A 26,571-nucleotide genomic window follows, 5' to 3' on the forward strand; every position below is an offset into this window, starting at 1 on the left:
GCGACAACAGGTACGTAGCAGTGACGGGCACCGCGAGTGCCTGCGGGATCGCGAGCAAGGGCTGATAAGAAGTGTCGACAGTTTTCGACACTTCGGATGGCTCACCGTGCCTGACTTCTCGCGAACCCTTCCTGGCGTCCTGTTGAACCTCGCGGTGGGGCCTTCCGCCCACGCGCCGCTGTACACCTTCCTGGGAGAGGTAGACGGCGACGAGACGTCGCTCAGCGCGTTCGACCTGGACGCGCGAGCGCGGCGCATCGCGGCGGCGTTGCAGGCACGGGGCGCGGTGGGCGAACGCGTGTTGCTGCTGTACCCGCCGGGGCTGGACTACGTGGCGGGCTTCTTCGGGTGCCTGTACGCGGGCGCGGTGGCGGTGCCCGCGTATCCGCCGGATCCGATGCGGCTGGAGCGCACCCTGCCCCGGCTGCGGGCCATCATCCAGGACGCGCAGGCGTCGGTGGTGCTCACGACGTCGGGCATCCTGGAGCTGTCGGACTTCGTCTTCGAGCAGGCGCCGGACTTCCGCGCGCTGCACTGGATGGCGACGGACGCGCTGGCGGAGGGCGGCGAGCGGGACTGGCGTACGCCAGGGGACGTGGGCGCGGAGTCGCTGGCGTTCCTCCAGTACACGTCCGGGAGCACCGGCACGCCCAAGGGCGTGATGCTCACGCACGCGAACCTGCTGCACAACCTGGGGCTCATCTCCGGCGCGTTCCAGGTGCGGCGCGACAGCGTGGGTGTCATCTGGCTGCCGCCGTACCACGACATGGGCCTCATCGGCGGCATCCTCCAGCCGCTGTACGCGGGCTTCCCGGTGGCGCTGATGTCGCCCATGGCGTTCCTGCAGAAGCCGCTGCGGTGGCTGCAGGCGGTGAGCCGCTTCCGGGGCACCATCAGCGGCGGGCCCAACTTCGCGTTCGAGTTGTGCGCGCGTCGCGCGACGCCGGAGGACGTGGCGTCGCTGGACCTGTCGTCGTGGGAGGTGGCGTTCTGCGGCGCGGAGCCCATCCGCGCGGCCACGCTGAAGCGCTTCGCGGAGGTGTTCGCGCCCAGCGGCTTCCGGCCGGAGGCGTTCTACCCGTGCTACGGCCTGGCGGAAGGGACGCTCATCGTCACCGGCGAAGTGAAGGGCCGGGGCGTGCGCGCCCATCCGCTGGAGGACGCGGCGCTGTCGCGGGGGCTCGCGGTGACGGGGGCCGAGGACGCGGCGGGCGTGCGGGCGCACATCGGCTGCGGGACGACGCTGGCGGAGCAGCGGGTGCTGGTCGTGGACCCGGACTCGCTCGTCCCCCGCGCCCCCGGGCAGGTGGGGGAGATCTGGGTGTCCGGCGCGAGCGTGGCGCAGGGGTACTGGCGCAAGCCGGAGCTGAGCGAGGCCACGTTCCATGCCCGCCCCTCGGGCGTGGTGGAGGGGCCGCAGTACCTGCGCACGGGAGATCTGGGCGTGCTGCGCGAGGACGGGCAGCTGCTCGTCACGGGGCGGCGCAAGGACCTGATCATCCTGCGCGGCCGCAACCTGTACCCCCAGGACGTGGAGGGCGTCATCGAGCGCACGGACCCGCGCGTGCGCGCCGGAAGCGTGGCGGCGTTCTCCGTGGAGACGACGGCCGGTGAGGCGCTGGCCGTGGTGGCGGAGGTGGGCCGCGACCTGGCCGAGTCCGCGGACCCGACGGTGCTGGCGGCGGTGGCGAACGGACTGCGGCAGGCGCTCGCGCGTGAGCTGGAGGTCCAGACGCACACGGTGGTGCTGCTGCCTCCGGGCGCGGTGCCCAAGACGTCCAGCGGGAAGATCCAGCGCTTCGCGTGCCGGGCCGCGCTCGTGTCCGGTGAGTTCACGGAGCTGTGGCGCAGCGAGGCGGCGGGGGCGGAGCCGCTGGTGCGGACGCCGGTGGCGCCCGTGACGGATGCGGCGACGGTGGCGGGTGAGGCCGCCGAAGCCACGGCTTCTACAAGCGGGACGGCGAGCCACGCCGGTGGGCAGACGGAGGCCGCCCCGGTCGCGGCCTCCCCTGCCCGCTCCGTGGAGGAGCTGGAGCGCATCCTCCGTGAGGAGCTGACCGCCGTGCTCGGAGCGGAGGCGGGCCAGCAGGCCTCGGACGTTCCGCTCACGCAGCTGGGCATGGACTCGCTCGCGGCGGCGGACCTCCAGGCCCGCATCGAGAAGCGGCTGGGCACGCGTGTCTCCGCGGCCACCCTGCTCCAGGACGTGACGCTCCAGGCGCTCGCGGCATCGCTGGCCCAGGGCCGCACCGCGACGGGCCTGGCGGCGCTGCCCCCCGTCCAGCGTCGTCCGGCTTCGGCCGCGCTGACGCCAGCTTCGTTCTCCCAGCAGCGCCTGTGGTTCCTCCAGCAGCTCGCGCCGGAGTCCACCGCCTACCACGTCCCCGTCTCGCTCTCGCTCCGGGGGCCGCTGGTCCCGGAGACGCTGTCGCGCTCGCTAACCGAACTGGGCCGCCGTCACGAGTCCCTGCGCACGACCTTCGTCGCCCGGGATGGCGTGCTGTTCCAGCAGGTCCACGCGCCCTCGCCCGTGGCGCTGACGGTGGAGGATGTCGTCAGCCACGAGTCCGTGTCGCGCGCGGCCCTGCTGGACGCGTGGGCCGTCCGCGATGCCCAGGACCCGATGGACATGTTCACCGGGCCGCTGCTGCGCTTCGTGCTGCTGCGCTTCGCTCCCGATGACCACGTGCTGCTCGTCTTCGTGCACCACCTGATCGCGGACGGCTGGTCCGTGGGCGTGCTCTCCCGCGAGCTGGCCGCGCTCTACGGGGCCTTCACGGATCAGCGCCCCTCCCCCCTCCCGGAGCCCGCGCTCCAGTACGGCGACTTCGCGGCGTGGCAGCAGGCGCACCTGACGCCCCAGGCCCTGGCCCCGGAGCTGGCGTGGTGGAAGCAGACGCTCTCCGGCGCGCCTTCACTGCTGTCCCTGGCCACCGACAAGCTCCGGCCCCAGCGGCTGTCCCCCCAGGGCGCCCGCCGGCTGCGCGTGCTGCCCGCGCCCCTGATGGCGAAGCTGAACGCGCTGGGCCGCCGCGAGGGCGCCACGCCCTTCATGATGCTGGTGTCCGCGCTGGGCACCGTGCTGCACCGGTGGAGCGGCCAGTCGGACTTCGTCCTCGGCTCCGCGACGTCCGGGCGGGATGTGCCGGGCACGCGCTCCCTCGTCGGTGACTGCACCAACTTCCTCCCGCTGCGCCTGCGCCTCCCCGCCGACACCACCGTGTCGGGGCTGCTCGCCAGCGTGAAGCAGACGACGCTGGACGCGCTGGCCCACGGCTACGTGCCCTATGACCACGTGCTCGCGGTCGCGCAGCCCGGCTCGCAGCGGCGCGAGCTGTACAACGTCGCCTTCGTCCTGGACGACTACGCCATCCCGCGCGCCCAGCCCGTGGGCGGTGGCCTGACGCTCGACGTGGGGCTGCTGGACAACCGCACCACCGAGCTGGACATGACCTTCGAGGCCGCCCCCGGCCCCGACGGACTGCTCGTCGGCTGCAAGTACGCCACCGACCTCTTCGAGCCGGAGACCATCGACCGGCTCCTCTCCCACCTGGAGGTCGTGGTCGGCGGCATGGTGTCCGCCCCGGAGACGAAGCTCTCCGAGCTGCCCGTGATGACCGAGGCCGAGCGCCACCAGGTCCTCCACGGCTGGAACCCGCCCGTCGAACCGTTCCCCGCCGGCACGCTGGTGGAGCGCTTCGAGGCGCAGGTGGACCGCACCCCGGACGCCGTCGCCGTCACCTTCGAGCTGCGCCAGCTCACCTACCGGGAGCTGGACGCCCGGGCGAACCGGCTGGCCCAGGTCCTCCATGCGCGCGGCGTGGGCCCGGAAGTGCTCGTGGGCGTGTGCCTGGAGCGCGGCGTGGAGCTGGTCGTCGCACTGCTGGGCATCCTCAAGGCCGGAGGCGCGTACCTGCCCCTGGACTCCGCCCACCCGCGCGAACACCTGGCGTTCCTGCTGGAGGACGCGCGCTCGCCGCTCGTCATCACCCAGGCGTCGCTGGAGGACCGCGTGCCGACGGTGGACGGCACCGCTGTGCTCACCTTCGAGGCGGCGATGGCCTCCGGGGCCTCGTCCGCGCGGCTGGAGCACCGGGCCGCGCCCGGGGACCTCGCGTACGTCATCTACACCTCCGGCTCCACCGGCCGTCCCAAGGGCGTGATGGTGCAGCACGACCACGTCACGCGGCTGTTCAGCGCGACGGACGCGAAGTTCCACTTCGGGCCCACGGACGTGTGGACGCTGTTCCACTCGTACGCGTTCGACTTCTCCGTCTGGGAACTGTGGGGCGCGCTGCTGTACGGCGGCCGGCTGGTGGTGGTGCCGTACTTCGTCAGCCGCTCGCCGCAGGCCTTCCTGCTCCTGCTGGCCGACGAGGGCGTCACCGTCCTCAACCAGACGCCCACCGCCTTCCGTCAGCTCCTCCACGTCGAACAGCAGGCCGCGTCCCAGGGCGAAGCCCCGGCCCTGGCGCTGCGCTACGTCATCTTCGGCGGTGAGGCGCTGGACCTCGCGTCGCTGCGCCCCTGGTTCGAGCGTCACGGCGACGCGCGGCCCCAGCTCGTGAACATGTACGGCATCACCGAGACCACGGTGCACGTCACCTGGCGTCCGGTGGGGCTCGTGGACCTGGAGCGTCCCGGGAGCAGCGTCATCGGTCAGCCCCTCCCCGACCTCCAGCTCTACCTGCTGGACGCGGCGGGACAGCCGGTACCCCTCGGCGTGCCGGGGGAGATCCACGTCGGTGGCGCGGGCGTAGCCCGGGGCTACCTGCGCCGGCCGGAGCTCACCGCGGCGCGCTTCGTGGATGATCGCTTCGGCCCCGTGCCGGGCCGCAAGCTGTACCGCGCGGGAGACCTGGCGCGGCGCCTGCCCTCCGGGGACCTGGAGTACCTGGGCCGCATCGACCACCAGGTGAAGCTCCGGGGCTTCCGCATCGAGCTGGGCGAGATTGAATCCTCGCTCAGCACGCACCCCGCCGTCCGCGAGACGGTCGTCATCGTGCGCGAGGACGTGCCCGGCGATCAGCGCCTCGTGGCCTACGTCGTCCCCGCCACCGTGGACGCCAGCGCCCTGCGCGAGCACCTGCGCGCGCGGCTGCCCGAGTACATGGTCCCCGCCGCCTTCGTCGGCCTGGACGCCCTGCCCCTCACCACCAACGGGAAGGTGGACCGGCGCGAGCTGCCCGCCCCCACCGCCGCCACGTCCTCCCGCGAGGACGACGCGCCCCTGACGCCGCTCCAGGAGCAGCTGGCGTCCCTGTTCCGCGAGGTGCTGCGCGTGGAGCGCGTGGGCGCGCACGACGACTTCTTCGACCTGGGCGGCCACTCGCTGCTGGCCACGCAGCTCGTCACCCGGGTGGGCGCACGGTTCGGCGTGGACCTGCCCCTGCGCGCGCTGTTCGAGGCGCCCACGCTGGTCCTGCTCTCGGAGCGCATCCAGGCGCTGCCGTCGCGCGCCGTCACGCCCCCGATTCCCACCGTGCCTCGGGACGGGGACCTGCCGCTGTCGTTCGCGCAGCAGCGCATGTGGCTCCTGGAGCAGCTGGAGCCGGGACAGGCGCTCTACAACATCCCCCTGGCCCTGCGGCTCACCGGCGCCCTGGACGTGGACGTGCTGCGCCGCACCTTCGCGGAGGTCGTCCGCCGGCATGAGCCGCTGCGCACCACGTTCCTGGAGCGCGACGGCCAGCCGCTCCAGCGCATCCACGCCGCGCCCGCCGAATGGCCGCTGCCGGTGGAGGTGCTCCCCGAAGGCGCCGCGCGCGAGGACACCCTGCGCCGCCGCATGCGGGACGAAGCAGCCCTGCCGTTCGACCTGGGCACCGGCCCGCTCCTGCGCACGCGCCTGCTGAGGCTCGCTGGCGAGGAGCACGTGCTGCTGCTGAACATGCACCACATCGTTTCCGACGGTTGGTCCATGGGCGTGCTCGTGCACGAGGTGGGCAGCCTCTACGCGGCGTTCGCGGAGGGCCGTCCGTCTCCACTGCCGGCGCTGGAGATCCAGGCCGCCGACTTCGCCGTGTGGCAGCACCAGGAGGGCGACTCCGAAGGCGTGCGGGCGCACCTGGAGGCGCTGCGCGAGTCGCTGAGGGACGTGCCCACGCTGGCGCTGCCCTCCGAGCACGGCCTGCCCGCGACGCGGACCCTGCGCGGCGCGAGCCACGTCTTCACGCTGCCGGCGTCGCTGGTGCGCTCGCTGGAGCAGGTGGCCCGGGACCGGGACGCCACGCTGTTCATGGTGCTGCTGGCCGGGTACGAAACGCTGTTGGCGCGCTACTCGGGGCAGGACGACTTCGCGGTGGGCAGCCCCGTGGCCCACCGCACCCGGCCGGAGCTGGAGCCGCTCATCGGCGTGTTCCTCAACACGCTGGTGCTGCGCGCCCGCCTGGACGGGGACCCCCGCTTCACGGAGCTGCTGGACCGCGTGCGCGAATCCTCGCTGGCCGCGTACGCGCACCAGGACGTGCCGTTCGAGCGGCTGGTGGAGGCCCTGGGGGCCGAGCGCGGCGCGGACCGGGCGTCGCTGTTCCAGGTGATGTTCGCGCTGCACAACGCGCCCGTGCCGCCGCCCGCGCTGCCCGGCGTGCGGGTGGAGCTGCTGCCCACCGCGCCGGACACGTCCCGCTTCGACGTGAGCCTGTCGATGATGGCGCGCGACGGCGGGCTGGACGGGACGCTCGAATACAGCCTGGACGTCTTCACCCCCACCACCGCCGCGCGGCTGGCGTCGCAGCTGCGCGTGCTGCTGGAGGCCGTGGCGCAGGACGCGACGGTGCCCGTCAGCCGCCTGCCGCTGATGGACGCGGAGGAGCGCTCCTGGGTGCTGGTGGACTGGAACGCCGCGGCCACCCTGCCCTTCACGGAGGACACCCTCCCCCGCCTCTTCGAATCCCACGCCCGCCGCGCGCCCGACGCCGTGGCCGTGGAGCACGAGGGCCGGACGCTCACGTACGGCGCGCTGGATGCGCGGGCCAACCAGCTCGCGCGTCACCTGCTGTCGCTGGGCCTGCGTCCGGAGGGCCGCGTGGGCCTGTGCCTGGAGCGCGGCCTGGACCTGGTGGTGGGCATGCTGGGCGTGCTCAAGGCCGGCGGCTGCTACGTGCCGTTGGATCCCACCTACCCGCAGCAGCGCCTGACGTTCATGTTCCAGGACGCGGGCCTGTCCGCGGTGGTGACGGAGCGCTCGCTGCTGCCGTCCCTGCTGGAGCAGTCCTGGCCCACCGTGTGCCTGGACGCCGAACCGGACGCGCTGGCGCTCCATGACACCTCGGCGCCCGTCGGGGTGCCGGTGCTGCCCGGACAGCTCGCATACGTGCTCTACACGTCGGGGTCCACCGGGACGCCGAAGGGCGCGGGCGTGGAGCACCGCTCCATCGTCCACCTGGTGCGGGACACGAACTTCGTGCGCCTGACGCCGGAGGACCGCGTCGCCCAGGTGTCCACGCCGTCCTTCGACGCGGCCACCTTCGAAGTCTGGGGCGCGCTGCTCAACGGCGCGCGGCTGATCATCATCCCCCGCGACGTCACCCTGTCCCCGCCGCACCTGGCCCGGAAGCTGCGCGACGTGGGCGCCACCACGGCGCTGCTCACCACCGCCCTCTTCCATGAGATGGCGCGCGAGGAGCCCGGGGCCCTGGCGGCCCTGCGCAACGCCTTCTTCGGCGGCGACCGCGCGGACCCTCGCGCCGTGCGCAACGTGCTCGCGGCGGGCCCCCGGGGGCAGCTCACCAACCTGTACGGCCCCACCGAGGCCACCGTCTGCGCGACCTTCCACGCCGTGGACGCGCTGGCGCCGGACGCCACCGGCGTGCCCATTGGCCGGCCCGTGGCCCATGCCCGGCTGTACCTGCTGGACGCGCACGGGGAGCCCGTGGCGCCCGGCGTGCCGGGTGAGGTGTTCATCGGCGGCGCGGGCGTGGGCCGTGGCTATCCCGGCCACCCCGCGACGACGGCGCAGCGCTTCGTGCCGGACGCCTTCAGCGGCGTGCCCGGCGCGCGGCTGTACCGCACGGGAGACCGCGCGCGGTGGCGGGCGGATGGGTCGCTCGACTTCGTGGGCCGCGTGGATGCGCAGGTGAAGGTGCGGGGCTTCCGCATCGAACCGGGTGAGGTGGAGTCCGCCCTGCACGCCCACCCGTCCGTGCGCGAGGCGGTCGTCGTCGTGCGCGAGGACGCGCCCGGCGACAAGCGGCTGGTGGCCTACGTCGTGGGCCACCCCACGCTGGACGCCGCCGTGCTGCGCGCCTTCCTCACCGAACGGCTTCCCGCGCACCTGGTGCCCTCCGCGTTCGTGCCCATGACGGCGCTGCCGCTGACGCCCGGGGGCAAGCTGGATCGCAAGGCCCTGCCCGTCCCGGAGCAGTCCGCCGCGGCCCTGGTCCCCGTCGCCCCGGAGCACCTGACGCCCTTCCAGCAGCGGGTCGCCGGCCTGTTCCGCGACGTGCTGCACGTGGAGCGCGTGGGCCTGCACGACGACTTCTTCGCCCTGGGTGGCCACTCGCTGCTGGCCACGCAGCTCATCTCCCGCCTGCGCGCCACGTTCCAGGTGGAGCTGCCCCTGCGCGGCCTCTTCACCGCGTCCACCGTCGCCCGCGTCACGGAGCTGGTGGAGGAGCAGTTGCTGGTGCGCTCGGACGGGCCGCGCGTGCCCGCCCTCCGGCGCGTGTCGCGCGACGGCGCGCTGCCCCTGTCCTTCTCCCAGCAGCGGCTGTGGGTGCTGGATCAGCTCCAGCCCGGGGCCACGCCCTACGTCCTGCTCGGGGCCGTGCGACTGGAGGGCGCGCTGGACGCGGAGGCCCTGCGCCGCGCGCTGGAGCTGCTGGTCGACCGCCATGAGGCCCTGCGCACCACGTTCGCGCTGAAGGGCAGCGACCCCGTGCAGCTCATCCAGCCCACGCCCGCGTGGACGCTGCCGCTGACGGACCTGGGCACCCTGCCCCCCGAGGACGCCGAGGCGGCCGTGCACCGGCTGGCGCTGGAGGAGACGGTCCGGCCCTTCGACCTGGGCCAGGGCCCGCTGTTGCGCTCACGGCTGTTGCGGCTGGCCCCGGAGCACCACGTCCTGGTGCTGGCCATGCACCACATCGTCTCCGACGGCTGGTCCGTGGGCGTGATGGTGCGCGAGGTGGCGGCGGCCTACGCGGCGTTCGCCTCCGGGACGACGCCCCACCTGCCGGCCCTGCCGGTGCAGTACGCCGACTTCGCCTCCTGGCAGCGCGGCTGGCTCCAGGGGGACGTGCTGGCGAAGCAGGTGGCGTGGTGGAAGGACCAGCTCGCGGGCGCCCCGCACGTCCTGGAGCTGCCCACCGACAAGCCGCGCCCCACGCAGCGCTCGCCTCGCGGCGCGCTCCTGCCCCTGCACCTGCCCCGCGTCCTGGCCGAGCGGCTGGGCGCGCTGGCGCGGCAGGAAGGCGCCACGTCGTTCATGGCGCTGCTGTCCGTGTGGCAGGTGCTGCTGTCGCGCTACAGCCGGCAGCAGGACCTGCTGGTGGGCTCGCCCATCGCGGGCCGCAACCAGGGGGAGCTGGAGGGCCTGGTCGGCTTCTTCGTCAACACGCTGGTGCTGCGCGCCCGCATCAACCCGGACGCGTCCTTCCGCTCGCTGCTCGCGCGGGTGCGGGACACGACGTTCGCGGCCTACGAGCACCAGGACCTGCCGTTCGAGAAGCTGGTGGAGGAGCTCCAGGTGCAGCGCGACCTGGGCCGCACGCCCCTGGTGCAGGTCATCTTCGCGCTCCAGAACGCACCGGGCGGGACGCTCCAGGCGCCGGGCCTCACGCTGCGCATGCTGGACGTGGACAGCGCCACGGCGCGCTTCGACCTGGGCCTGCTGCTCACGGAGACGCCGGACGGCCTGCACGGCGCCATCGAGTACAGCACCGACCTCTTCGAGCGCGACACCGTGGCCCGCATGGCCGGCCACCTGCGCACGCTGATGGAGGCCGCCGTCTCCGGACCGGACCTGCCGCTGGCCTCGCTGCCGTGGCTCACCCCGGCGGAGCGGCAGCAGGTGCTCGTCGACTTCAACGACACCGCCCACCCCTACGCCTCCGACGCCACCGTCGTGTCCCAGTTCGCGCTCCAGGTGGCGCGGCATCCGGACGCCGTCGCGCTGGAGGACGAGGACGAGCGGCTGACCTACACGCAGCTCGACGCCCGGGCCAACCAGCTCGCGCATGAGCTGGTGGCCCGGGGCGTGGGACCGGACCGGCTGGTGGCGCTGTGCATGGAGCGCTCGGTGGCCTTCGCCGTCTGCGCGCTGGCCACGCTCAAGGCGGGCGGCGCGTACCTGCCGATGGATGTCACGTACCCCGCGCAGCGGCTGAACTTCATGCTGGAGGATGGCCGACCCCAGGTGCTGCTCACCCGGCGTGACCTGCGCGATCGGTTCCAGTCTGTCGAAAGGGCCACGTCCATCCTCTTCGTGGAGGAGCTGTCGCTCGACGCGCATCCCGTCACCGCGCCCCAGGTGGACGTGAACCCCCGCAACCTGGCCTACGTCATCTTCACGTCCGGCAGCACCGGCCGGCCCAAGGGCGTGAGCATCGAACATCGCAGCCTGCTGCGGCTGATCCAGTCGAAGCGCTTCGGTGTCTACGACGTCGGCGACACGATGCTGTTCCTGGCACCCATCTCCTTCGACGTCTCCGTCCTGGAGCTGTGGCTCGCCCTGTTGCAGGGCAGCCGGCTGGTCGTCTTCTCGGGCAAGTACCTGACCACCGACCTGGAGACGATCACCCGCATCGTGACGCAGCACGGCGTCACCTGCGCCCACATCCCGACCGGGCTCTTCTCGCAGATCGTGGATCACCAGCCGGCCATCCTCGAGCGGCTGCGCGAGGTGCACGTGGGCGGGGACATCCTCTCCGCGCCCCACACGCGCAAGGCCGTCGCGTCCGGGACGACCAGCGTCACCAACATCTACGGCCCCACCGAGTGCACGGTCGCCTCCAACACCTTCCATGTGTCGCGGCCCGAGCAGGTGGGCAGCCCGGTGCCCATCGGCCCGATGCTGTCCAACACCACGGGCTACGTGCTGGATGCGTGGATGCACCCGGTGCCGGTGGGCGTGCCGGGCGAGCTGTACCTGGGCGGTGACGGCCTGTCGCGCGGCTACGTGTCGCGGCCCGAACTCACCGCGGAGCGCTTCGTCCCGGATTCGCAGGGCACCACGCCCGGCGAGCGGCTGTACCGCACGGGCGATCTGGTGCGCTGGCGCGCGGATGGCGTGGTGGAGTTCCTGGGCCGCATCGACCACCAGGTGAAGGTGCGCGGCTTCCGCATCGAGCTGGCGGAGGTGGAGACCGCCCTGCGCGACCTGCCCTCCGTGCAGCAGGTCGTCGTGGTGGTGCGTGAGGACATGCCCGGCGACAAGCGGCTCGTGGCCTATGTGGCGCCTCGTGAGGGCGAGGTGCTGGACGCCGCGACCCTGCGGGCGGGCCTGCGGCAGCGGCTGGCCGAGTACATGGTGCCGTCGACGTTCGTGATCATGGCCGCCCTGCCCCTGAGCCCCAGCAACAAGGTGGACAGGAAGGCGCTGCCCGCGCCGGATGCCTGGTCCACCGGCCGTCAGGGCCGCTTCGTGGAGCCCACCGACGCGACGGAGCAGCGGATGGCGGCCGTCTTCGCCCGCGAGCTGGGCGCCGACCGCGTGGGCGTCCATGACAACCTCTTCGAGGACCTGGGCGGCACGTCGCTGTCCGTGGTGCGCATCGCCGCGCGCCTGCGCGAGGAGCTCCAGCGCCACGTGCCCGTGGTGTGGCTCTTCGAGCACCCCACCGTGAACGAGTTGGCCCGGCGCATGGAGCGCGAGTCGGGAGGCCCCCCGGCCTCCGCCGCCCCCGTGGCCCCCGCCCCCGCGCCGCGTCCTCGCGAGGCGCCGAAGGCGGACGGTTCCTCCGGCGCCATCGCCATCATCGGCCTGGCCGGGCGCTTCCCGGGCGCCATGTCCGTGCAGGAGTTCTGGAGCAACCTGCGCGGCGGCGTGGAGTCCATCCGCCGCTTCACGCCGGAGGAGCTGGAGCACCTGCCCGGGCTGCCGGAGGGGCTGGAGCTGTGGCACCACCCGGCCTTCGTCGCGGCGGGCGGCGTCATCGAAGGCGTGGAGAAGTTCGACCATGCCTTCTTCGACATGCCCCTGCGCGAGGCCCAGTTCACGGACCCGCAGCAGCGGCTGTTCCTCCAGACGGCCTGGGCGGCGCTGGAGGACGCGGGCGTGGATCCGGACCGCTTCCCGGGCGCCATCTCGCTCTACGCGGGCGCCACCAGCTCCGGCTACGCGGAGGCCGTGCGCCAGGCGATGCCGCTGGACGCGGCCTCCTTCATGGAGCTGCACGGCACCGCCACGCACGAGAGCATGGCGACGAAGACGTCCTTCAAGCTGGGCCTGACGGGTGAGAGCACGCTCATCTACACCGCGTGCTCCACGGGCCTCGTCGCGGTGCACCTGGCCTGCCAGAGCCTCCAGGTGGGCCAGTCCGACATCGCCCTCGCGGGCGCGACGCGCCTGTCCGTCCCCCAGCGCACGGGCTACGTGCACCAGGAGGGGCTCATCTTCTCCCCGGACGGCCACTGCCGCGCGTTCGACGAGAAGGCCCAGGGCACGCTCGCGGCCAACGGCGTGGGCGCGGTGGTGCTCAAGCGCCTGGAGGACGCCGTGCGGGACGGCGACGCCATCTACGCCGTCATCCGGGGCTCGGCCATCAACAACGATGGCCGGCACAAGTCCGGCTTCACCGCGCCCAGCGTGCAGGGGCAGGCGGCGGTCGTCACGCAGGCGCTGACGAAGGCCGGCGTGTCACCGGAGTCCATCGGCTACGTGGAGACCCACGGCACCGCGACGCCGCTGGGGGACCCGATTGAAGTGGCGGCGCTGACGCGCGCGTACGGGCTGGGGCCGGAGCACCAGGGCACCATCGCGCTGGCGTCGCTGAAGACGAACATCGGCCACCTGGACACGGTGGCGGGCCTCGCGGGCCTCATCAAGGCCGCGCTGTCGCTGCACCACGGGGAGATCCCGCCCAGCCTCCACTTCGAGCGACCCAACCCGCAGATCGACTTCGCGGCGGGCCCGTTCTTCGTCAACACCCATCTGCGTTCGTGGCCCCGGGGTGAGACGCCCCGCTTCGCCGCGGTCAGCTCGTTCGGCATTGGTGGCACCAATGCCCACGCCATCCTCGAGGAAGCTCCCATGCGGCAGAGTGGTTTCACCACCCGTTCCCACCAGCTCGTCCTGCTGTCCGCGCGCACGCCCGAGTCGCTGGAGGCGGCGTCCCGCCAGCTCGACGCGCACGCGCAGGCCGGTGGGGCCGGCCTGTCGCTGGCGGACCTGGCGTTCACGCACGCGGTGGGCCGCAAGGTCTTCGAGTTCCGGCGCGCGCTGGTCGTGAAGGACGCGGCGGACCTGGCCAGGCAGCTCCAGAAGCCCGCGTCCGCGGCGAAGGGGACGAGCCGCGCGCCCCGCGTGGCGTTCGTGTTCTCCGGCCAGGGGGCGCAGCAGGTGGGCATGGGGCGCGAGCTGGCGGAGGCCTCGCCGCTGTTCCGCGCGCACCTGGACGCGTGCCTTGCGTTGATGGACGCGCCGCTGCGGGAGCGCGTGTCGGCGCTGCTGCGGCCGGCGGAGGGCGCGGACGTCACGGCGAGCCTCGCGGACACGCGCGTGGCGCTGCCCGCGCTGTTCAGCGTGCAGGTGTCGCTGGCGCGCCTGTGGAGCGACCTGGGCGTGGCGCCGCACGCGGTGCTGGGCCACAGCTTCGGGGAGTACGCGGCGGCGTGCGTCGCGGGCGTGCTGTCCCTGGAGGACGCCATGCGCCTCGCGGTGGCGCGCGGGGAGCTGATGCACCGCATGCCGCCGGGGGCGATGCTCGCGGTGGCGCTGCCGGAGACGCAGGTGGTGCCGCTGCTGACCGGGCGGCTGACGCTCGCGGCGGTGAACGCCCCGGACCGGTGCGTGGTGTCCGGGCCGGTGGAGGAGGTGGAGCGGCTGAAGGAGGAGCTGGAGCGCCGCAAGGCGGGCGCGGTGCGCATGCCCGCGCCGCACGCGTTCCACTCGGCGGACGTGGAGCCGCTGATGCCGGAGCTGGCGCGGGTGGTGGCTTCGCTCCACCGCTCCGAGCCGACGGTGCGCTACGCGTCCAGCCTCACGGGGACGTTCGCGCGGCCGGGGCAGCTCACGGCGCCGGGCTACTGGACGGAGCAGATGCGGCAGCCGGTGCGCTTCACCGACGCGGTGGGCGCCCTGCTGGAAGAGGGCTGCGGGGTGCTGCTGGAGGTGGGGCCCGGACAGGACCTCACGCCGCTGGTGCGCGCGAGCCTGGGCCAGGACCGCGACCGCGTGCGCGCGCTGGCCACGCTGCGCCGGGGCGGGACGACGACCGAACAGCAGGGCTGGCTCCAGGGCGTGGGCGAGCTGTGGACCGCCGGTGTCTCCGTGGACTGGAGCGCGTTCTACGCGCACGAGCAGCGGCTGCGGCTGCACCTGCCGACGTACGCCTTCCAGGAGAAGGACGTCTGGGTCCAGGCGCGGGCCCGCGCCCTGCCCTCTTCGTTCATGCCGCCGGGCGCGCCCGTGAGCGCGCCCCGGACCGTCTCCCCGGCGACCGCGACGGCTCCGTCGTCGGCGCTCGGCGCGGACTCCGGTGAGGCGCCTGCTTCCGCGCCGTTCGCGGGCCGTGCCCCCGCCATCCAGTCCGGCCAGGGCGCGCTGGCGCCCACGGGCCGCATGGCCACGGTGACACTGTCTCCCACGGAAGCCCCCGCGCACGCGGGCCCGTCGTCTCCGTCCCCGTCGGCTGGCGACGCGCAACCGGTCGCCACCACGCCACCGCCCGTGTCCGTGCCCAGCATCGCGCAGTCGCTGCATGACGGCGCGTTCCACCCCGCGCACGCGGCGCCTGACACCTCGCACTCCGCCGCGCGTTCCCTGCTCCCGGGCCTCTCCGCGCACACGGCTTCCGAAGCCCTGGCTCCCGCCGCCGTGCCCATGGGGCGCGAGGACGCTCCGCGAGGCGACGTCGAGGAGCGCGTGGCCGCGCTGTGGCGCGAGCGCCTGGGCCTGGACTTCGTGGGCCGCGAGGAGAACTTCCTCGAAATCGGCGGCAACTCGCTGACCGCCGCCCAGCTCCTCAACCAGGTGCGTGACACCTTCGGCGTGCAGTTGCCGCTGGCCGCGCTCTTCGAGGCCCCCACCGTCGCGGGCATCGCCCAGCGCCTGGAGCCGCTGCTGCTCCAGGCCCCCCAGGCCCAGGTGTCCGTGGAGCTTCCGCTGGTGCCGCTCGCGCGCACGCGGGAGCTGGCCCTGTCCTTCGTGCAGGAGCGCGTCTGGCGCCTGGAGCAGCACCTGCCCGGCCTGTCCGCGTACAACATCCCGTTCGTGCTGCGGCTCAAAGGGGTCGTGGAGGCGGACGTCCTGGAGCGCGGCATCCAGGAAATCGTCCACCGGCACGAAGCCCTGCGCACCACGTACGAGGTGGTGGACGGCCGCCCCGTGCAGCGCTTCCACGCCCACGTCCGCATCCCGCTGGTCCGCGTGGAGCTGCGGGGCCCGCTGGAGACCCGTCAGGCGGAGGCCCTGCGCCTCGCCCGCGAGGACGCCGCCGCGCCGTTCGATCTCGTCAAGGGACCGGTGATGCGCTCCACGCTCGTGCGCCTGGACACGCACGAGCACATGCTGATGGTCTGCATCCACCACGTCGTCTGCGACACGCTGTCCGTGGCCCTCTTCGTCCAGGAGCTGGGCCAGCTCTACGACGCCTTCCTCCAGGGGCGCCCCTCTCCCCTGCCCCCGCTGCCCCTCCAGTACGCGGACTTCGGCCAGTGGCAGCGCCAGAGCATCGCGGAAGGGCACCTGCCCGAACAGGAGCAGTGGTGGCGTCAGCGGCTGGCCGGCATGCCCCGGCAGATTGATCTGCCCACGGACCGGCCCCGCACCGCGCACAGCACCACGCTCGACTCCGCGCGCATGACCATGGAGATGCCTGCCGCGCTCGCCCGGGAGCTGTCCGCCTTCTCCCGGCGTGAGGGCTTCACCGCGTACATGATCGTCCTCGCGGCGTGGCAGACGCTGCTGCACCGCTACAGCGGCCAGACGGACCTCATCGTCGGCACGCCCATCGCGAACCGCACCCGGCCGGAGCTGTTCCCGCTCATCGGCTACGTGGCGCACTCGGCCGCCTTCCGCACCCGCTTCGTGGGCGAGCCGACCTTCCGCGACATGCTCGCCCAGATTCGCGAAGAGGTGAACGACGCCCAGGCGCGGCCGGACGTGCCCTTCGAGTACCTGGTCGAAGCGCTCATCCCGGGCAAGGACATCGGAAGGGGCCGCATGGCCGACTCCGTGTTCATCTTCCACTCCGGCGTCAGCGCCGGTGGGATGACGCTGGAGCTCAAGGGCATGCGCGGCTCGCTGGTGGAGGTCCCCGGCACCCCCGTGCAGTGGGGCTCCACCCTGGCCGACCTGACGCTGGTGCTCTCCGAGTCTCCGGGCCGCCTCCACGGCGTGCTGGAGTACGCGACGGAGCTGTTCGACGCCGCGTTCGCCGAGCGCTTCATGGCGCACTTCCAGGTGCTGCTGTCGGCCGCCATCTCCAAGCCCGACACGCAGGTCTCCCGCCTGCCCCTGTCCACCGAAGCCGAGCGCCGCGCGTGGCCGAGCCCCCGCACCGTGGCCGGCTTCACCTCCGTGCCCGCGCTCCTCGCGGATCGCCGCGCCCGTCAGGCGGACGCCGTCGCCGTGTCGCGCGGCGACGAGCACTGGACCTGGGCGCACCTGGGCACCCAGGCGCGGACCCTGGCCGCGCGGCTGCGCTCGCTCGGGGTGAAGGACGGCGCGCCCGTGGCCGTGAGCCTGCGGCCCTCGCCGGAGAAGCTCATCGCCCTGTGGGCCGTGCTGGAGGCCGGCGGCGCGGCGGTCGCGCTGGGCCCCACCGAGCTGGGCGGCCTGTCCCTCTACGCCGCCCCGGCGGAGGGCGCGCGCGCGCCGGTGCTCGTCACCACCCGCGAGTTGGTGGCCTCCGTGCGCGTGGAGGCCTCACGCACGCTGTACGTGGAGGACGTCGCGACCTCCGCGGAGGCCGCGACACTGGACGTGCCGGGCCCCACGGGCGCCGACACCCTGGCGTGGCTGCTGCCCATGGGCGTGGGACAGCCCGCGTGGGCGCTGGGCCACCAGGAGCTGGCGGAGTTCTTCGCCGGCCTGGATGCGCGGCTGTCCCCCCGGGACGGCGGCGCCTGGCTGTCCGCGGGCGAGGCCGCGCCGGACCGGCCGGACCTGGAGGCGCTGTGGGCGCTGTCGCGCGGGCTGCGCGTGGTGTTCCCCTCCGAGCAGGTCACCGCGCGGCTGGTGAACCTGGGGGGCGCCGGGCGCCGGGCGAAGGCCATGGACCTGAGCCTTATCTACTTCGCCAACGACGAGGACACCCTCACCGGGCCGAAGTACGAGCTGCTCATCGAAGGCGCGAAGTTCGCGGACGCGAACGGCTTCTCCGCCGTGTGGACGCCGGAGCGCCACTTCGCCTCCTTCGGCGGCCTCTACCCGCAGCCGGCCGTGGTGGCCGCGGGCATCGCCACCGTCACGAAGAACCTGCGCCTGCGCTCCGGCAGCGTGGTGCTGCCGCTGCATGATCCGCTGCTCATCGCGGAGCAGTGGTCCGTGGTGGACAACCTGTCCCAGGGGCGCGTGGGCCTGTCGGTGGCCACGGGCTGGCACGTCCACGACTTCACGTTCGCGCCGGCCAACTACGAGGACCGGCGCAACATCCTGCTCAAGCACCTCAAGACGCTGCGCGCGCTGTGGCGCGGCGAGAAGGTGACCCGCCCTGCCGGCGCGGGCACGACGGTGGAGCTGTCGCTGCGGCCCAAGCCGGTGCAGAAGGAGCTGCCGGTGTGGCTCACCGCCACGGTGAACCCGGAGACGTTCCGGCTGGCGGGCGAGCTGGGCGCGGGCGTCCTCACGGGCCTGATGTCGCACTCGATGGAGGAGCTGAAGCCGAAGGTGGCCCTCTACCGCGAGGCGTGGCGCCGCAACGGCCACCCGGGCCGTGGCCACATCACGGTCATGCTGCACACGTACCTGGGCGACGACGAGGCGGAGGTGTTCCGCACGGTGCGCCAGCCTCTGCTCGGCTACTTCCGTGGCTCCACGGACATCGTCACGTCGCTGCTGGCGGCGCAGGGCTACCAGGGCGAAATCAACAAGCTGTCCCCGGACGACATCAACGCGCTGCTGGAGCACACCTTCGAGCACCACGCGAAGACGACGGGCCTCGTCGGCTCCGTGGAGAGCGGCCTGAAGCGCCTGCGCGAGGTGCAGGAGGGGGACGTGGATGAGGTGGCGGCCCTCATCGACTTCGGCCTCGAAACGCCCGTGGTGCTGGACGGCCTGCGCCGGCTGGCCCGGGTGCGTGAGCTGCTGGAGGGCGAAGGCGTCGCGCGCCAGGAGCAGGTGCTGGTGGAGAGCGGCCAGGGCGTGGAGGGACTCCTCGCGCTCGCGAAGCAGTCCGGCGCGGTGCTGGTGCACACGTCGGCCCGACTCGCGCGCTCGCTGACGGAGCTGCCCGGGGCGCGTGAGTCCCTGGGCTCCGTGGGCGCGCTGGTGCTGGAGGGCGCGTCGTCGGAGCTGGCCTCCGCGCTGCAACGGTCCGCCAACGTGGAGGTGTTGTTGTCCGGAGGCGCCGTCGAAGGCGCGCTCCTGCCCCGCGCGCCGGGCGAGCGCATCCCGGAGAGCCTCCAGGCGTGGGTGCTGGATCCCACGGGCCAGCCCGTGCCCGTGGGCGTGGTGGGAGAGCTGGCCCTCGCGGGCGCGGGCCTCCCCCGGGGCCTGTGGAAGGCGGAGGAAGAGGAGCACCGCCGGCTGGTGCCGCACCCGACGGAGGTGTCCGCGCGGCTGTACCGCACCGGCCGCCACGTCCGCCTGCGCACGGATGGACGCGTGGAGCCGGTGACGCTGCCGTCCCGCCTGCCGGCCGCCGCCCCCTCGCCCGTGGCGCGTCCCAAGGCGGAGGCCCCGCGCCCCGTCGCGCCCGCCGCGCCCAGCGGACCGCCGCCCATTCCGGTGGTCTCCAGGGACCGGCCGCTGCCGCTGTCCTTCGCCCAGCAGCGCCTCTGGTACCTCCAGCAGCTGGACCCCCAGAGCGGCGCGTACAACAACGCGACCACGTTCCGCCTCTCGGGTGACCTGGACATCGCCGCGCTCCAGGCCGCGCTCAACGAGCTGGTGGCCCGGCATGAAGTGCTGCGCACCACGTACTCGCTGGCGGGTGACTCCGCGGTGCAGGTCATCCACCCCGCGCGCGGCCTGGCCCTGCCCATCGTGGACGTGGCCGGCGACACGCCCGAGGACCGTCAGGCGGAGCTGATCCGCCGGTGCCAGGAACACGCCCTGCTGCCCTTCGACCTGGAGAAGGTCGTGCTTCACGCGCTGCTGCTGCGCGTGGAGCCGAAGGTGCACGTCCTGGCGATGGTGCTCCACCACTCGGTGTCCGACGCGTGGTGCACCATGGTGCTCGCGCGCGAGCTCACGGTCCTCTACGCGACCTACAGCGCGGGCATGACGTCGTCGCCGCTGCCGCCGCTGCCCATCCAGTACGCGGACTACGCGGTGTGGCAGCGCGCCTGGTTGGAAGGCGGCGTGATGGAGGAGCAGGTCTCCTGGTGGAAGCAGCGCCTGCTGGGCGCGCCCGCGCTGGAGATGCCCACGGACCGGCCGCGTCCGGCGGTGCAGTCGTTCGCGGGCGCGGTGTACCGCTTCCAGTTCCCGGCCGACGTGGCGGAGCCGCTGCTCGCGCTCAGCCGCCGCCAGGGCGCCACGTCGTTCATGGTGATGCTGGCGCTCTTCCAGACGCTGCTGTCGCGCTACTCGGGCCAGGACGACTTCGTGGTGGGCACGCCCATCGCCGGCCGCACCCGCCCCGAGGTGGAGGGCCTGCTGGGCTGCTTCCTCAACACGCTCGCCTTCCGCTCGAAGCTGGAGGGCTCGCCGTCGTTCAACGAGCTGCTGGTCCGCGTGCGCACCCAGGCGCTGGAGGCCTACGCGCGCCAGGACGCGCCGTTCGAGAAGATCCTCGACACGCTGGCGCTGCCGCGCGACCTGAGCCGCACGCCGCTGTTCCAGGCCATCATCAACGTGCTGAACACGCCGGAGGCCAAGGCCCAGCTGCCGTCGCTGGAGCTGAGCCCGGTGGAAGTGCCCATGGACGCGGCGAAGTTCGACCTGGGCCTGGAGGTCTGGGAGCACCGCACCGGGCTGTCCTGCCGCTTCGAGTACTCCACCGCGCTCTACGACGAAGCCACCATCGTGCGCATGGCGGACCACCTCATCGGCATCGCCCGTGAGGCCGCCGCGGCTCCGGACGTCCCGCTCGCGCACCTGCCGCTGCTGAACCCGGCGGAGCGCAAGCAGATCCTCGTCGACTGGAACGCCACCCGGGGCGAGTACCCGCGCGAGGCGTGCATCCAGGACCTCTTCGTGGCGCAGGCCGCGCTCCGCCCGGACGCCATCGCCCTGGAGTTCGGGGACACGCGCCTGACGTACGCGGAGCTGGACGCGCGCACGAACCAGTGGGCCCACCTGCTGCGAAAGCAGGGCGTGGGACCGGACGTCCTGGTGGCGGTGTGCCTGGATCGCTCCGTCGAACTCATCGTCTCGCTGCTCGCCATCCTCAAGGCCGGTGGCGCGTACGTGCCGCTGGATGCCTCGTACCCGGCGCAGCGGCTGGCCGCGATGCTGGAGGACGCGCCGCCGAAGCTGCTGCTCACCACGCGAGCGGTCCGCGCGGGGCTGTCCGTGGACGACGCCCTGCCCTGCCTCTTCGTGGAGGAGCCGAGCCTGGAGGAGGAGCCCACGTCGCCCGTGCACGCGGGGACGCACGCGCGCCACCTGGCCTACGTGGACTTCACGTCCGGCAGCACCGGCCGCCCCAAGGGCGTGGCGGTGGAGCACCGGGGCGTGATGCGTCTGTTGCACAACGCGCCCTACGCGCACCTGGGCCCGGATGAGACGTTCCTGCTCATCGCGCCCATCTCCTTCGACGCCTCCACGCTGGAGGTCTGGGGCCCGCTGCTCTTCGGCGGCCGGCTCGTCGTCTTCCCGCCCCGGTCCCCCAGCGACCTGGAGCTGCTGGCGCACGTCCTCCAGCACCACCGCGTCACCACGCTGCACCTGACGGCGGGCCTCTTCGCCCAGGTGGTGGACCTCAAGGCCGAGGCCCTCAAGGGCGTGCGGCAGATGCTCACGGGCGGCGACGTCGTGTCCGCGCCCCACGTCCGCCGCGTGGTGCAGGAGCTGGGCATCCCCGTCACCGCCTGCTACGGCCCCACGGAGACCACCCTCTTCGCCTCCACGCACCGCATGTCGAACGCGGCGCAGGTGGGCAAGAGCATCCCCATTGGCCGGCCCATCGCGGACACCCAGCTCTTCGTGCTGGATGCCCATGGGCAGCCGGTGCCCGCGGGGGTCCCCGGTGAGCTGTTCATCGGCGGTGACGGCCTCGCGCGTGGCTACCTGTCGCGCCCGAACCTGACCGCCGAGCGCTTCGTCCCGAACCCCTTCGCCACCACGCCGGGTGAGCGCCTCTACCGCACCGGCGACCTGGCGCGCTGGAAGCCGGACGGGGTGATGGAGTTCCTGGGCCGCGCGGACAACCAGGTCAAGGTGCGCGGCTACCGCATCGAGCTGGCCGAAGTGGAGGCCGCGCTGCGCGCCCACGCGGAAGTCCGCGAGGCCGTGGCGGTGGTGCGCGAGGACGTGCCCGGCGACAAGCGGCTGGTCGCCTACTTCGTCGCGAACCAGGACCTGGACCCGGTGGAGCTGCGCGCGTTCCTGCTCCAGCGGCTGCCGGAGTACATGCTGCCCTCGGCGTTCGTGCCCCTGGCGGCGCTGCCCCTGACGGCGAACGCGAAGGTGGACCGCAAGGCGCTGCCGGCCCCGGAGGGCCTGCGCACGACGAAGCGCGAATACGTCGCGCCCCGCACGGAGATGGAGCAGCGGCTGGCCACGGTCTGGGCCCAGGTGCTGCGCGTCGAGCGCGTGGGCGTGGACGACAACTTCTTCGAGCTGGGCGGCGACTCCATCATCAGCCTCCAGGTCATCGCGCGCGCGCGTCAGGCCGGCGTGCAGTTCTCCGTGCGCGACATCTTCCAGAACCCCACGCTGGGCGCCCTGGCGACGAAGGCCCGGGTCAGCGCGGGCAGCCTCGCGGAGCAGGGGCCGGTGGTGGGCGAGGTGCCCCTCACGCCCATCCAGCTCCAGTTGCTGGAGGGGGATCCCGAACACGCCCACCACTCCAACCAGCCGCTGCTGCTGCGGGCCCGTCAGCCGCTCCAGGCGACGTACCTGGAGCAGGCGCTCCAGTTGCTCATCTCCCACCACGACGCCCTGCGTCTGCGCTTCAGCCGCGAGGGGAGCTCCTGGCGCCAGCGCAACGCCTCGCCCGAGGAGGCGCCGTTCAAGTTGCTCCAGGTGGATCTCTCCGCGCTGCCCCCGGAGACCCGTGCCGGCGTCATGGAGGAGCAGGCGGACCGGCTCCAGGCCAGCTTCAACCTGGCCCAGGCGCCCCTGGTGCGCGCGGCCCTCTTCCACTTCGGGCCGCAGGATGACCAGCGCCTGTTGATCATCGTCCATCACCTGGTGGTGGATGCGGTCTCCTGGCGCGTGCTCGTGGAGGACCTGGAGGCCGCGTACCTGCAACTGCTCGCGAAGCGCCCCCCTGTCCTTCCCGGCAAGACGACGTCCTTCCTGTCCTGGGCGCGCCGGTTGGGGAACCATGCCCACTCCGACGCCCTGCATTTCCAGACGGCCCTGTGGCTGGATGACGCTCGCATGGGCGTGTCCCCGCTGCCCGTTGACGCGTCCGGCCCCAACACCCACGGCTCTCAGCGGTCGCTCTCCGTCCAACTGGACGCAGAGGAGACGCGGCTCCTGCTCCAGGAGACGCCCGCGGGCTGGCGAGCGCGGATCAACGACGTGCTGTTGACGGCCCTGGCGCTCGCGCTGCGTGAGTGGACCGGCCAGTCCAGCGCGCTCGTCGATCTGGAAGGCCATGGCCGCGAGGAGCTGTTCGTGGACGCGGACGTGTCCCGCACGGTGGGCTGGTTCACGTCCGTGACGCCCGCGCTGCTGCGCCTGCCCATGGGCGGCACCCACGGTGACAGCCTGCGCGCGGTGCGCGACTCGCTGAGTCAGTGGACCGACCACGGCATCGGCCATGGGCTCTTGCGCTTCATGGGGCCGCGCGAAGTCCGTGAGCGGATGGCGGCCTTCCCGCAGGCGCAGGTGGCCTTCAACTACCTGGGCCAGCTTGACGGCGCGTCCGCCGCCAGCACCCTCTTCTCCCTGAGCGACGAACCCGTCGGCACGCCGGTGGCGCCACAGTCCCTCCGGACGCACCTGCTGCTCGTCAACGGCTCGGTGCGCGACGGGCAGCTGCGGATGGACTTCGGCTACAGCCACCACCTGCACCACGCGGCCACCATCGAGTCGTTGGCGCAGGGCTTCCTCGCGTCCCTGCGCACGCTCATCGCGCAGCGGCACTCGGAGGACTCCCGCCGGATGACGCCGGGGGACTTCCCCCTGGCGCGCATCTCCCAGCCCGCGCTCGACCGGCTGCTGGCCTCGCAGGGCCCCACCGTGGAGGACCTCTACCCGCTCTCGCCGTTGCAGCAGGGCATGTTGTTCCACACCCTCCATGCGCCGGAGGGGGCCTACTATTTCGAGCAGCGCGCCTGGTCGATCCACTCGGCGGTGGACATCGAGCTGTTCTGCAGGACGTGGCAGGGGGCGGTGGACAGAAACCCCATCCTGCGCACCAGCTTCGTGTGGGAGGGCGTGGACGTCCCGCTCCAGGTGGTGCACGCGCACGCGCTGCTGCCCTTCGAGCAGCGGGACCTGCGACACCTGCCTCCGGAGGAGCAGCAGGTTGAAATGGAGCGCTTGAAGGAGGCCGAGCGGACCCGAGGTTTCGACGTGTCGCGGGCCCCGCTGATGCGCATGCTGGGCGTGCGTCTGGCGGATGAGCACTGGCGCTTCGTCTGGAGCCACCACCACCTGCTGCTGGACGGCTGGAGTTCCGGCCTGTTCTTCCAGGAGGTCTTCGCGCTCTATGACGCCTTCCAGGCCGGCAGGACGCCGCCTCCGGCGACGCGGCCTCCGTTCCGGGATTACATCGCGTGGCTGCAGCGCATCGACGTGGCCGAGGACGAGTCCTTCTGGCGCGCCCAACTCGCCGGTCTCACGGCCCCCACGCCCCTGCCCGCCGAGCAGCCCACGTCAGCGCGGCCCGGCGAGGCCTCGCCACTCGCCACGCTGACTCGGCATCTACCGGCGGAGACCGCTTCGGCGGTCCAGGTGTTCTTGCGCCAGCACCAGTTGACGCTCAACACCCTGTCGCAGGCGGCGTGGGCGCTGGTGCTCGCGCGCTACGGCGGCACGCAGGACGTCCTCTTCGGCACCACGCTGGCCGGCCGTCCTCCGGAGCTGGAAGGAGCGGAGGCCATGCTGGGCCTGCTCATCGCCACGCTGCCGGTCCGCATCCAGCTCCCCGACGCGCACACCCCCACCCTGCCCTGGCTCCAGTCGATCCAGGCGCAGCAGCTGGGCATCCAGCAGCACCAGCACACGCCGCTGGTCACCGCGCAGGCCTGGAGCGACATGCCTCGCGGCACGCCGCTCTTCAACTCGCTGCTGGTCTTCGAGAACTTCCCGCTCGATGAGTCGCTGTTGAAGCGCTCCACGGCGCTCGACATCCGGGACCTCCGGTCCGGGGAAGGCAGCCACTACGCCCTCACGGCGTCGGTGATGCCGGGCACCCGGCCCCAGTACCAACTGGCCTACGATCCGCACCGTTTCACGCCGGAGGCCATCCAGCGCGTGCTGGGCCACTGGACCCAGGCGGTGGTGTCGTTGACCGACGCGGACGCCCACGTGTCCGACCTGACGCTCGTCACCGCCGAGGAGCGTGCGCGGCTCCTGGGCGAGCTGTCCGGCACCGTCGTGGACTTCGACCGTGAGTCCACGCTGCACGGTCGCATTGAAGCGCAGGTGGCCCGCACGCCGGACGCGGATGCCGTGGCGTTCGGGGACATGACGCTGTCCTTCCGTCAGTTGGACACCCGCGCCAACCAGCTCGCCCGACACCTGCGCTCGCTGGGCGTGGGCCCGGAAGTGACGGTGGGCCTGTGCCTGGAGCGCTCGGCGGAATCCATCGTCGCGCTGCTCGCCGTCCTCAAGGCGGGCGGCGCGTTCGTGCCGCTGGACCCGTCGGCCCCCGCCGCGCGTCGCTCCTTCATCCTGGGTGACAGCCGCGCGTCGGTGCTGCTGACCACCCGGGCCCTGGCGGAGGCGTGGACGCCGGAGGTGGGCACCCTCGTGTGCCTCGATGGCGAGCAGCAGCCCTGGACGGCGCTGCCAACGGACGCGCTGGCGTCCGAGGCGGGGCCGGAGAACCTGGCGTACGTGCTCTACACGTCGGGCTCCACGGGCATGCCCAAGGGCGTGGCGGTGCAGCACCGCTCCGTGCTCCACCTGCACCAGGCGATGGCGCGGGACATCTACGTGCAGCCGCAGCGCGGCCTGCGTGTCAGCGTGAACGCGCCGCTGTTCTTCGATGCGTCCATGGAGCAGGTCATCCAGCTCCTTGATGGATACTGCCTGTGCATCGTCCCCGAGGACACGCGCAAGGATCCGGAGGCGATGCTGGCGTGGCTGGAGGCGCAGCTCATCGACTCGCTGGACTGCACGCCCTCGCAGCTGAAGCTGCTGCTGGAAGCGGGCCTATTGGAGCGTGAGCATGTGCCTGCGCTGCTCCTCATCGGCGGTGAGGCGCTGGATGAAGTGACGTGGCGGCGGCTGGCCACGACGAAGCGCACGCGCGCCTTCAACGTGTACGGACCCACCGAGACCACCGTCAACGCCACGGCCTGGGCCCTCCAGGGCGCGTCCCAGGTGCTGCCCGTCATCGGCCGGCCGCTGGACAACGTGCGGGCCTACGTGCTCGACGAGCAGCAGCACCTGGTGCCCTTCGGCATGCAGGGCGAGCTGTGCCTTGCCGGTGAAGGCGTCGCGCGCGGCTACCTGGGCCGGCCGGCCCTCACCGCGGAGCGCTTCATCCCCCACCCCTTCAGCACGGAGCCCGGCGCGCGGCTGTACCGCACGGGCGACAAGGCCCGGTGGCGCGAGGATGGGACGCTGGAGTTCATGGGCCGCCTGGACTTCCAGGTGAAGCTGCGCGGCTACCGCATCGAACTGGGCGAAATCGAAGCCACCCTGCGCAGCCACCCGGGCATCCGGGACGCGGTGGCGCTGGTGCGCGAGGACGTGCCGGGCGATGCGCGGCTCGTCGCCTACGTGGCGCCGGAGGTGGACACCGCGCCGCTGCGTGAACACCTGCGCAAGCACCTGCCCGAGTACATGGTGCCGGCCGCCTTCATGGCCCTGCCCGCCCTGCCCCTGACGCCCAATGGCAAGGTGGACCGCAAGGCGCTGCCGACCCCGGAGGGCCTGCGCACGACGAAGCGCGAATACGTCGCGCCCCGCACGGAGATGGAGCAGCGGCTGGCCACGGTCTGGGCCCAGGTGCT

General features: G+C 72.9%; 1 protein-coding gene. It reads left to right on the top strand.

Annotation, left to right across the window (positions count from 1 at the left end; translation table 11 throughout):
* Positions 1-106 precede the first annotated feature (106 nt).
* Positions 107-26,571, top strand: a 26,465-nt coding sequence (locus OV207_RS06985; RefSeq protein WP_267553666.1) for a non-ribosomal peptide synthase/polyketide synthase, incomplete at its 3' end; no start/stop codon positions are given.

This window comes from Corallococcus sp. BB11-1, assembly GCF_026626625.1.
GTDB lineage: Bacteria > Myxococcota > Myxococcia > Myxococcales > Myxococcaceae > Corallococcus > Corallococcus soli.